Annotated in this window: 9 protein-coding genes; 8 read left to right on the forward strand and 1 reads right to left on the reverse strand. The window is 72.5% G+C overall.

Translation table 11 applies throughout. The features are described 5' to 3' along the window. Window positions 1-4 precede the first annotated feature (4 nt). Window positions 5-3,106: an AfsR/SARP family transcriptional regulator gene (locus JK359_RS09160; RefSeq protein WP_201833772.1), complete on the reverse strand. Its 3,102-nt coding sequence runs from the start codon at window positions 3,104-3,106 to the stop codon at window positions 5-7. Window positions 3,107-3,387: 281 nt separating this feature from the next. On the opposite strand from JK359_RS09160, the gene JK359_RS09165 reads away from it, so the two are divergent. From JK359_RS09165 to JK359_RS09200, 8 genes are read left to right on the forward strand one after another with little or no spacing between them, the layout of a single operon-like run. Continuing rightward, window positions 3,388-3,576, forward strand: coding sequence for a lysine biosynthesis protein LysW (locus tag JK359_RS09165; RefSeq protein WP_372445372.1), 189 nt, complete (start codon window positions 3,388-3,390; stop codon window positions 3,574-3,576). Continuing rightward, on the forward strand, window positions 3,573-4,442 hold the full coding sequence (locus tag JK359_RS09170) for a RimK family alpha-L-glutamate ligase (protein WP_201833776.1): 870 nt from the start codon (window positions 3,573-3,575) through the stop codon (window positions 4,440-4,442). Before JK359_RS09165 ends, JK359_RS09170 begins: the two co-directional genes overlap by 4 nt. A gap of 14 nt (window positions 4,443-4,456) precedes the next feature. Continuing rightward, on the forward strand, window positions 4,457-5,086 hold the full coding sequence (locus JK359_RS09175) for a degT/DnrJ/EryC1/StrS aminotransferase (RefSeq protein ID WP_201833778.1): 630 nt from the start codon (window positions 4,457-4,459) through the stop codon (window positions 5,084-5,086). Beyond that, window positions 5,083-6,402, forward strand: a complete 1,320-nt coding sequence (locus tag JK359_RS09180; protein WP_201833780.1) for a DegT/DnrJ/EryC1/StrS aminotransferase family protein — start codon at window positions 5,083-5,085, stop codon at window positions 6,400-6,402. The genes JK359_RS09175 and JK359_RS09180 overlap by 4 nt, the downstream gene beginning before the upstream one ends. Further along, entirely contained in the window at window positions 6,395-7,462 is a 1,068-nt protein-coding gene (gene argC, locus JK359_RS09185) for an N-acetyl-gamma-glutamyl-phosphate reductase (RefSeq protein ID WP_236677483.1), read from the forward strand. The genes JK359_RS09180 and argC overlap by 8 nt, the downstream gene beginning before the upstream one ends. Continuing rightward, entirely contained in the window at window positions 7,459-9,315 is a 1,857-nt protein-coding gene (locus JK359_RS09190) for a M20/M25/M40 family metallo-hydrolase (protein WP_201833782.1), read from the forward strand. Before argC ends, JK359_RS09190 begins: the two co-directional genes overlap by 4 nt. Further along, window positions 9,312-10,130 (forward strand): thiamine pyrophosphate-binding protein, encoded by an 819-nt coding sequence (locus JK359_RS09195; protein ID WP_201833784.1) that lies wholly within the window; start codon window positions 9,312-9,314, stop codon window positions 10,128-10,130. The genes JK359_RS09190 and JK359_RS09195 overlap by 4 nt, the downstream gene beginning before the upstream one ends. Further along, window positions 10,127-11,080 (forward strand): transketolase family protein, encoded by a 954-nt coding sequence (locus tag JK359_RS09200; RefSeq protein WP_201833786.1) that lies wholly within the window; start codon window positions 10,127-10,129, stop codon window positions 11,078-11,080. Before JK359_RS09195 ends, JK359_RS09200 begins: the two co-directional genes overlap by 4 nt. Window positions 11,081-11,114: the final 34 nt, after the last annotated feature.

Raw genomic sequence — 11,114 nt, forward strand, 5'->3', positions numbered from 1 at the left:
CCGGCTACCGGCCAATGTCCGGAGTCTGTGTGCTGCAGCAGAAGGAACCGAGGGTGCAGCACACGGACGCACGGTCGGGCGAGTTGAGAATGGCCCGGGGGATGTTCATCGCGGTGAACAGTTCTTCCGCATTGCGCAAGTGCTCCCGGGCGGCTTCCTGCTTTCCCAGTGACTGCTCGGCTTTTGCCATGCCGTGCAGTCCGTGCGCCATACCCATGCGGTATCCGATGCCCAGTGCCCGTTGATGGGCACTGCGGTGCAGCTCGAGCGCCTTGTCGTGATTACCGCCGTGCCGGTGGACCAGTCCCGCGATGTTCTCGACCTCGCACTGCCAGGTCACGGTACCCAGCGGGCTGACCAGCGCGAGTGCCTGGTCGATGTACGTCATCACCTCGTCGCTCTGTCCGTTCCGCTGGTGGACGACGGCTCGCAGAGCCAGCGACACGGCCCGGTTCCTTGGCATCGCCGAGTCCTCGCCGAGCGCCAGCGCCCGGTCGAGGTACCTCTGCGCCGACGCGTCGTCGCCGGCGTCCAGGTGCGCGATGACCAGGTCGTTGAGGGCGGCCACCTCGTGCTCCTGCTCCCCGACCTCCCGGCAGAGCATGACGGCCCGTTCGGCGGCGGCGATCGCCTCCGTGGTCCGGCCCTGCCACAGGTGCAGGGTGCTGAGGTTGCACAGCGCGATGGATTCCCGCCTGAGGTTCCCGAACTCGCGGTGCAGCCCGATGCCGCGCAGCAGGAGGTCGTATCCCTCGGACAGGCTGCCGAGCACGATGTGGGCCCAGCCGAGCAGGTCGAGGAAGGCCGCCTCGCTGACGGAGTCCCCGTGCGAGCGGGACACCCTCAGGCCTTCCTCCGCCGCCTCCGTCGCCGACCGGAACTCGCCGAGTATCTGGTGGGCGGAGGCCAGGTTGGCCAGGCTCAGGCACAGGGCCTGGGTGTCCGCCGCCCGGCGGGCCGCGGTCACGGCGACCTCCGCCAGCTCCCGGAAGTCCCGGATGGCTCCCTGCGCATGCAGGTGGAGCACCGTGTTCCTGGCCAGATAGCTGGCCAGGCGGTGGAAGTCGTGTCTCTGGGCCAGCCGGACGGTGGCCTGGAGAGCCCTGCTCTCCCGGTCGTACCAGCGGCGGGCGGTCTGGGCGTCGCCGAACGCGGGCAGCCCCGTGGCGTTGCCGGTCGGAGCGGACGCCCACTGGCGCAGTCCGGGAAACAGGATCCGGCACGCCTCGTTGGTCGCACCCAGGTAGTGGTTGAGCAGTCTGCCGACCGCCGTGTCCTTCTGGTGCCTGACGGAGTCGTCCCAGAGGCTGCGGGCGAAGCTGCGGATGAGGTCGTGGAAGGAGTACCGCCCCGCCTCGTGCTGCTGCAGCAGCTGCGAGTCGAGCAGGTCCTCCAGCATCTGCTCGGCGTTCCTGGGCGTCATGTCCGTGAGCGCCGCGGCCGCGTGCGGGTCGAAGTTCGGCCCGGGGTGCACGCCGAGGAGCATGAACGCCCGGCGGTGCTCCTCGCCCAGGGCCTCGTAGGAGAGCTGGATGGTCGTGGCGACGCTGCGTTCGGTGGAGCGCAGCTCCGTGAGCAGGGCGTCCTCCTCGCGGAGCCGGTCGACGAAGTACTGCAGCGTCCAGCGGGGGCGGTTGTGGAGCCGGGCGGTGGCGATGCGCAGGGCGAGCGGCAGGTGCCCGCAGAGCGTGGCCAGTGACCTGGCGGCTTCGGGGTCGGCGGCCACGCGGTCTTCGCCGAGGGTCCGGGCGAGCAGTGCCGCGCTCTCCTGCGGCGCCAGGGTGCCCAGTGATATCCAGTGCGCCCCGTCGAGGTCGAGCAGCCGGCCACGGCTCGCCACGAGGACCAGGCACTCGGACGTAACGGGCAGGAGCGGGCGGATCTGAGCGGCGTCGGCCGCGTTGTCGAGGACGAGGAGCAGTCGCCGCGAGGCGGAGGCGGCCCCCCACATCGCGAGCCGGCTCTCGGTGTCGTCGGGGATGGCGTTGTCGGGTGTCCCGAGGGCGCGCAGCAGGATGCGCGTCGCCTCCTCGGGTGCGAGCGGGTGTTCCCCCGGGGTGAAGCCGCGCAGGTCGAGGTAGAGCTGACCGTCCGGGTACGAGGCGGCCAGGCGGTGTGCCGCGCGCACGATGAGGGTGGTCTTGCCGGCGCCGCCCATCCCGTCGACGGCGATGATCCGCACGCCGTCGCCCGGCTGCCCCCGGTCGAGCAGGTAGCCGAGTTCCTGGTGACGGCCGGTGAAGTCCGGAAGTTCGTACGGCAGGGTGCACGGGGCGTTCTCGGCGGCCCGCGCCCCTTCGGACGGCCGCAGGGCGGGGGCCGCGGGCGCCGGCGCGGGCGCGTCCAGTTCCGGGCTGGCCCGGAGGATCTTCTCGAACAGGTTGGTCAGGTCGGGGCAGGGGCTGATCCCGAGTTCCTCCGCCAGCAACTCGCGCACGGCGGCGTACTCGTGGAGTGCCTCGGCCTGCCGGCCGGCGCGGTACAGGGCGAGCATCAGCTGGGCCCGCAGCCCTTCGCGCAGCGGGTAGGCGTCGGCGAACTCGCGTATCTCGCTGACGATGTCGCTGTCCTCGCCCAACTGGAGCCGCAGCGCGAAGAGTTCCTCCACCGCGGCCAGGCGCCGTTCCTCCAGCACGGTGGAGGCCGCGTCGAGGACCGGCCCGCCGGTTCCGTTCAGCACCGGGCCCCGCCACAGCGCGAGGGCCTTGCGCAGTTCCCCGGCCGCCGCCGAGAGCTGACCCGCGGAGCGGCCGGACGCGGCCGCCTGGACGTGGTGCGAGAAGAGGTGCAGGTCGACCTGGAGCGGCTGCACGGACACGCGGTACCCGGCGTCCTCGGTCACGATCAGCGCCGGACCGTCGGGTATGCGCCGCCGGAGGTCGGCAATGGCTTTGCGTACTTGCTGCTTGGCGGTATCCGGCGAGGATTCCCCCCAGGCCGTCTCGATGAGGCGCTCGATGGGCACCGTCCGCCCGGACTCCAGGAGCAGTGACGTCAGAATGCGGTCCTGAAGCGGTCCCCCGAGCTTGATCCGATCGCCGTCGGCCAGGCATTCCAGAGAACCAAGAACGTTGAACCGCAGCCCGCGATTTTCTGTACCCGTCATGCGCACCCCCCCGTGTGCTCCCCGCAAAATACCAGGTCAAACGCGTAAGGGCACAGCCTAGGCGACTACCGCGGCGAGCGGTACCGGACCGGTAGGTGAGTGGTATCACCGCCAGGCAGGCTCCTTCCAGCCACCGAAAGGGGGCCGCGGTTCCGTTTCCCCCGGGGCATCCACAGGTGCCCGCAGGAGGCGGACCCGGAATGCGCTCGGGCCGAAATCCCGGCGCACGTAACGGTGTCGGCAAATCCCGCGACGCCATTCCACGTAAAGGAGCCATGATCATGACACTTGCGGCAACTGTCGCCAGCTGTCTCGTATGCGACACCGAATTCGAGGTGCGCGAGGACTGGGAGAAGGGCGAGATCACCGAGTGCGGGGCCTGCGGCCAGGAGCACGAGGTCGTCGAGAAGTCCGCTGCCGGCGTACGCCTGGACCTCGCCCCCGAGGTGGAAGAGGACTGGGGCGAGTGACGGCCTCCGACCAGGTCCTGCTCTCGGTCACGATGCTGCGCCCCGAGGAGAAGCTGCTCCTCGGCGCACTGCGTGACGAGGGTCTGACGGCGCGACCGCTGCTCATGGAGGATCTGGCCGAGATCGTGGCGGGCCACTCCGGCCCGCCCGCTCTCGCCCTGATCAGGAACCTCTCCCACCGGGACGCGATCAACGTCTCCCGTCGCCTGGAACACGCCGGAGTCCCCACCCTCAACCGTGCGGCGACGATCGAGACCTGCAACGACAAGGGACTGCAGGCGCTGCTCTTCGCGCGGCACGGCATCCCCCACCCCACCACCCGGCACGCCTTCAGCTTCGACCAGGTCCGCAGGACCGTCGCCGACCTGGGCATGCCCGCCGTGGTCAAGCCGGTCAGCGGCTCCTGGGGACGCGGGGTCAGCAAGATGACCCACGCCGACTGCGTGGAGGCGTGGGCCGCGGGCCGCGAGTCCGCCGACGTGACGGGCAAGCAGTTCCCCGTCGTCGTGCAGGAGTACATCGACAAGCCCGGTCACGATCTGCGGGTCGTGGTCGTCGGCCGGACCCCGGTGGTGGCCATCCAGCGGGTGTCGGACGACTGGCGCACCAACACCCACCTGGGTGCCGAGGTGCGGCGCGTCGAGGTCTCCACGGAGATGGAGAAGCTCTGCGGGCAGGTCGTCGACGTCCTCGGCCCCGGCTTCTACGGGGTGGACCTGGTCGAGGACCGGTCCACGGGCGAGCTGCTCGTGCTCGAAGTGAACGCCAACCCGGAATTCGCCCGTTCCTCCGCCCAGCACGGAGTGAACGTGGCCGGCCACCTCGCCGCCTACGTCGCGGAGACCCTCACGGCCTCGGCCGTGTGACACGGAGAAGATCCATGGAACTGTTCGACACCGCAACGGTGCTCGCCCGCGTCCTCACCACGGGCGTGGTCATGAGCATCGAGAAGAGCGACCGGGAACTGCCCGGCCTCGAACGACTGCTCACCAAGCAGACCGGACGCGCGCGGGCCGTCCTCGTCAACAGCCGTACCGCCGCCGTCCACGCGGCGCTCGCCGGCCAGGGCATCGGGCACGGCGACACCATCGCCCTGTCCGAGCCGGACGCGGCGACCGGCCGCTTCCTCGACTGGCTCGGCGTCGGCGTCGAGGAGCAGGGCCGGGCCGCGTACGACTACGTGTCCCTGGACTCCGCCAACGCCGACCGGCTGGGCGAGCTGACCCGGACCGCCACCGCCCCCGCCCTCGTCGTGGACCTCACCGGACTCGGCTTCGGGCCGGCCGCCGCCGTCCTCACCGACGACGACGCCGTCTGGGCCCGTGCCGAGCGACTGAAGATCTTCGGCGCCTACGACCTGCGCACCATGTGGACGCAGGAGGAGGCCGACGCCTCCCTGGTGCCCGGGGTCCAGTTCAACTACCGGCTCAGCCCCCTCGTGGCCGCCTGCGTGCGGATGGCCCTGACCCAGGCGGCACGTCCCGCCACTCCCACCGGAGCGCGCTCATGATCACCGATTTCCCGGCAACCCCGCTGCCCCTGCCCGACCCCGCCGAACTCGACTCCGAACTCGCCGCGCTCGGCGGCGGGGCCATGATTCCCAAGGCGGCGCGTCGCACGCTCTTCCCGGTCATCACCAAGGAAGACGTCTTCAACCTGATGCTCGCCCAGCGTCAGGCGCCCGAGAAGGTCGTCGCCGACTTCGCCGAGGCCTACCGCTCCTACGTCGGTGCGGCGCACGCGCTGCCCACCGCCAGCGGCACCTCCAGCCTGCACATGGCCCTCGTCGGCGCCGGTGTGCGGCCCGGTGACGAGGTCATCGTGCCGGCGTTCACCTTCATCGCGACCGCGCAGGCCGTCGTCGCCGCGCACGCGATCCCCGTGTTCGTCGACATCGACCCGGTCACGTACTGCATGGACCCCCAGGCCGCGGCCGCCGCGATCACCGATCGCACCCGCGCGCTGATGCCCGTGCACGTGCACGGCCTGCCCGCCGACGTGTCCGCCCTGCGCGCCCTCGCCGACCGGCACGGCATCGCCCTCGTCGAGGACGCCTCGCACGCCCATTCCGCGAAGGTCGGCGAGCAGGTGGCCGGCTCCCTCGGGGACGCCGCCGGCCAGAGCCTGATGGCCGACAAGAACTTCCCCCTCGGCGGCGAGGGCGGCATCGCGTTCTTCGCCACCGAGGAGAGCTACGACCGGGCCCGCGCCTACCTGGAGCGGCACGCCATCGACTACGGCATGTCCTGGGTCGCGGCGGCCTTCGGCGCCAGCCAGCTCAAGCGGCTGCCGTACTACGACGAGATCCGGGCCCGCAATGCCGCGCTGCTCGGCGAGGCCCTGCACGGCACCGGCCTGTTCACCCCGCCGCACGTCCCCGACGGGCACGTCCACGCGTACAACATGTACCGCATCACCCTGCACCCCGAGGCCGTCGGCCTGGGCGACATCCCGGTGTTCGCGGTCAAGGAAGCCGTGCACGAGCTGCTGGTCGCCGAGGGCGTCCCGGCCCGCGAGTGGCAGAACACCCCGATCCCGTGCCACCTGCCCTTCCAGCACCGGGACGGCTTCGGGAACGGCTACCCGTTCACCCTCAACCCCGGTGCCGTGCGCGACCACCGGCCCGAGGACTTCCCGGTCACCCTCGGCATGCTCGACAGCACCCTCGTCCTCTGCCGCGAGCTGCGCTCCCCGGTGGAGTACGAGCGCATCCTGCGCTACGCCGACGCCTTCCGGAAGGTCGCCCGCCGGCCGGACGCCATCCGCAAGCTCGTCGAGACCCGCGACTACCGCCGTCCCTACGACAAGGCGGCCCGCCTTGGCTGACGCAGTGAACGAGAAGATACGCGTCGCCGTCCTCGGAGCCAGCGGCTACACCGGCGGCGAGGTGATCCGGCTGCTCCTGGAGCACCCGCAGGTGGAACTCGCGTTCCTCTCGGCGGAGCGCGCCGCGGGCACCGCCGTCGGCAACAGCCACCCCTGGCTGCGCAACCACCCCAAGGCGTCCGGCCTCACGTTCCGGCCGCTGGCCGAACTCGCCGACGCCGACACCGTCGACGTCGCCTTCGGCTGCCTGCCCACCGGAGCCCTGCCCGAGCAGCTGCCGCTGGTCGCCGACCGGGCCAAGCGCGTGCTGAACCTGGGCGGCGACTTCCGGCTGCGCGACGAGAAGGAGGTCAGCCGGCACTACCCGGGGACCGCGGCCCACCCGCCGCTGGACGAGTTCGCCTACTACGTCCCGGAGCTGAGCCCCAACATCCCCGACAGCCGGTTCGTCAGCCTGCCCGGGTGCATGGCCGTCACCACGATCTACGCCCTGTACCCGCTGTTCGCCGGCGACGGCCCGCTGGTCGCCGACCGGGTGGTCGTCGACGCCAAGACCGGCTCCACCGGCGGCGGCCGCGGCAGCGACGAGCAGCCGGCCGAGCGCAGCGGCAACTTCCGGGTGCACAAGCTGCACGGCCACCGGCACGCGCCGGAGGTCCAGCAGGCCATCGCCGACTTCACGGGCGCCGCCGTCGACCTGCGGTTCTCCACGCACAGCCTGGACGTGTCGCGCGGCATCATGGTGACCGCCTACTCCGAGCTGCGGCCCGGGGTCACCGCCCTCGACGTCAAGCGCGCCTACGCCAAGGCGTACGTCGGCAAGCCCTTCGTACGGGTCCGCCCGGCGCCCAAGGCGCCGCAGGACTTCCCCATGCTCAAGGCCGTCACCGGCTCCAACGTCGCCGAGGTGGCGGTGTCCGTCCGCGACGGCCAGTGCGTCACGGTGGCCGCCCTCGACAACCTGATCAAGGGTGCGGCGGGCCAGGCCATCCAGGCCATGAACCTCATCCACGGCTTCGACGAGGCGGCCGGGCTGCCGATCACGGCGGTGTCCCCATGAGCCGACCGCTGTACGTCATCAAGGTCGGCAGCGCGACGCTCGACCGCGAGGCCATCCACAAGGAGATCGCAGACGTCGTCGCCCGCGGCGCCCGGGTGCTCCTGGTGGCGGGCGGGGCCACCGGCATCGAACGCCACTACGCGGCGATCGACCGCCCGGTCCCCACGCTCCGGCTGGCCAACGGCGACGTGGTGCGCTACTGCCCTCCCGAGGAGATGGACCACCTCGTCGACGCCTACGAGCGGGTCACCCTGCCCGCCGTGGAACACGGCCTGCGCGCCCAGGGCCTGCGGACGTTCACGGCCGTCGCCGCGCGCAGCGGCCTGGTCGTCGGCCGGGCCAACCGCCCGCTGAAGGCGCTGTCGGCCGAAGGCCGCCCCGTCGTGGTACGCGACCACCGGGCGGGCGTGCCCGCCGACGCCGACACCGAGGCGCTGAACGCCCTGCTCGACGCGTACGACGTGGTCTGCCTGTCCCCGCCGGTCGCGGACCGGGACGGCGGCGCCCCGCTGAACGTGGACGCCGACGTACTGGCCGCGGTCCTCGCGGTCGCCCTGGACGCCGACCACCTCCGGCTGGTCACCGGCACCGCGGGACTGCTGACCGATCCGGCCGACCCGGACTCGACGCTGCGCGACGCCTACCCGGGCGACGGTGCGCGCTACGCCGGCGGACGCATGCGCCAGAAGGTGCGCGCGGCCGAGATCGCCCTGGCGGGCAGCGGCGCCGACGTGGCCATCACCGGCCCGCACACCATGAGCGAGCCCTCGGGATGGACCCGGTTCTGGCGCACCAGGGGCCCCGCCGAGGACCTCGACCTGCTGACCCGCGCCGTCTCGGTGTCCTCGGTCTCCGGCGACGAGGCGGAACTCGCCTCCTGCCTCGCCGAATGGTGCCGGGAACGGGGCATCGAGGCCCGCATCGACCCGGCCGGCAACCTCGTGGCCTCCCGCGGCACCGGTTCCCGCCGGCTGCTGCTCCTGGGCCACCTCGACACGGTCCCGCACCGCTGGCCCGTCGAGTGGCGCGGAGGCGAGCTGTGGGGACGCGGCAGCGTGGACGCCAAGGGCAGCCTCGCCGCCTTCCTCGAGGTGCTGGCGGACGCGGCGGTACCGGAGGACGGCCAACTGGTCGTGGTCGGCGCGGTCGAGGAGGAGATCTCCTCCTCGAAGGGCGCGTTCCACGTACGGGACAACTACCCGGCCGACGCCGTCGTCATCGGCGAACCCAGCGGCTCGGGGAAGCTGACCCTCGGCTACTTCGGTCTCTTCAAGCTCGCGGTGACCGCCTCGGTGCCCACCGGCCACTCGGCCGGCATGGACGCGGTGTCGGCCCCGGACCGGCTGATCCGGGTCCTCGGCGAGATCCGCGCGTCGGTGCTCGAGCAGGCGCCCGAGGCGCTCAGCGCGGTCATCGACATCCGGTGCGAGCGCGGCCGGGAGCGCGACCGGGCGCACGGGACCCTCAACTTCCGGGTGCCGCCGGGCGCCGACCTGGAGGCGCTGCGCACCGCCGCGCTCCGGCACGCCGGTGACGGTGTCGGCATCGAGGCGCTGCGCGCCACCCCGGGCCACCAGGGCGGCCGTTCGGGCCCGCTGGCCACGGCCTTCGTCCGCGCCTTCGCCGGGGCCGGGATCAGGCCCCGCTTCGTGGTGAAGAAGGGGACGTCGGACATGAACACCCTGGCGACCACCTGGCACGACGTGCCGATGGTGGCGTACGGGCCGGGCGACTCCGCCCTCGACCACACCGACGAGGAGCGCATCGGGGGCGAGGAGTACCGCGCCGCCCGCGCGCTGCTCGCCGACGCGGTGAACCGCTGGTTCGCCCTCGCGGAAGGGAGCCGCCGATGACCGCCGTGCTCGAAGGTCCCACGAGCGCCGAGGCACCGGCGTCCCCGCTGGCCGAGCGGGCCGTGCAGGCCCGCCGGCTGGTGGTCGACATGGCGGCGTCGGAACGCGGCTGCCACCTGGGCGGCAGCCTGTCGGTGCTCGACATCCTGATCGCCGCGCTGGACCGGGCCTCCGCCGGGGACGGCACGGAGGTCGTGCTGAGCAAGGGGCACGCCGCAGCGGGCCTGTACGCCGCGCTGTACGTCAGCGGCATGCTGCCGCAGAACCCCGCGCCGCTGTACGGCCGGGCGGGCCAGCCCTACACCGGTCACCCGGGCCCCAAGGTGCCCGGGGTCCGGTTCCCCACCGGCAGCCTCGGGCACGGCGTCCCGTACGCGGCGGGCTGGGCCCTGTCCCGCCGGATCGGCGGGCAGAGCGGTCTGGGCATCGCGGTCGCGGGCGACGGCGAACTCCAGGAAGGGCTGGTCTGGGAGACCTGCCAGGTGGCTGCGGCGCAGGAACTGGGCAACTTCGTGCTCGTCGTGGACCGCAACGGCGGCCAGAACGACGGGCTCGTCGCGGACATCTCGCCGCTGCCCGCTCTCACCGAGCGGTTCGCCGCCTTCGGGTTCGAGGTCGCGGAGACCGACGGGCACGATCTGGCCGCGCTCACCGGGCTGTTCGCCAGGGACCGGTCGGCCGCACGCCGTCCGCTCGCCGTCGTCGCCCACACCGTCAAGGGCAAGGGGGTGCCGGCCGTGGAAGGCAAGGCGGGTTCCCACTACGTGACCATCGACGCCACGCGCGCCGCGAAGTGGAAGCGAGCGATCCGATGACTCTCTCCGGCCGTGACGCCTACCGCGACGAGCTGACCTCCCTCGCCGCGGAGGACCCCACCCTCGTCTGCCTCGAGGCGGACCTGGGCGGCAAGAACCACCCGTTCCAGACCGCGCACCCGGACCGGTTCTTCAACGTCGGCATCGCCGAGGGCGCCATGGTCGACATGGCGGCCGGACTGGCCGCCGGCGGCTACAAGCCCTTCGTCAGCACCTTCGCCCCCTTCGCGGCGCTGCGGGCCGCGGAGAGCCTGAAGCTGACACTGGGCTACCTCAACGCCGGGGTCACCGTCGTGGCTCCGTACGCGGGGGTGTCCGGCGCCTGGTTCGGCACCACCCACCACTGCCTGGAGGACCTCGCGGTGCTCCGCAGCGTCCCCGGCGTGACCATCGCGGCCCCCTACGGCGAGGCCGAGATGCGTGCCGTGGTCCGCAACGCGGCACGCAGCGGCAGGCCGCACTACATCCGCACCGGCCGGAACGCCACCTACGAGTCGCTCCCGCTGCCGGACGGCGAACTGCCCCTGGTGAACTGGGAGTACCAGGCGGACCCCGAGGACGTCTGCCTGGTCTCGGTGGGCGAGGAGGGCACCCGCCTGGCGCTGGCCGCCCGCGCCGCCACCGGCGCCTCGCACGCGCACCTGGTCCACCTGGACCACGAGCACCTCTCCGCGGCGGCCGCGGAACTGGCGGGGCGGCACACCCGGTTCGTCGTCGTCGAGGAGCACCGCAGCCAGGGCGGAGTGGCCGAGGCGCTCGCGCTGCTGCTGCCCCGGTGCGAGGTCACGGGCGTGGGGGCCGGCCAGGAATGGCCCTCCACCGGTGGCGACCACCAGGAGGTCATGGCGGCGCTCGGCCTCGATCTGCCCGCCGTGCTCGCGGCCGTGGCCAGGGCGCGCGACGGCCGGCCCACGGCCGCGGCCGGGCACGCCCACGCCTGCGTCCGCTGAGACCACCGTCCCGGGCACCTTCTCATCCAACTCC

This window comes from Streptomyces actinomycinicus (assembly GCF_016741775.1).
Lineage (GTDB): Bacteria > Actinomycetota > Actinomycetes > Streptomycetales > Streptomycetaceae > Streptomyces > Streptomyces actinomycinicus.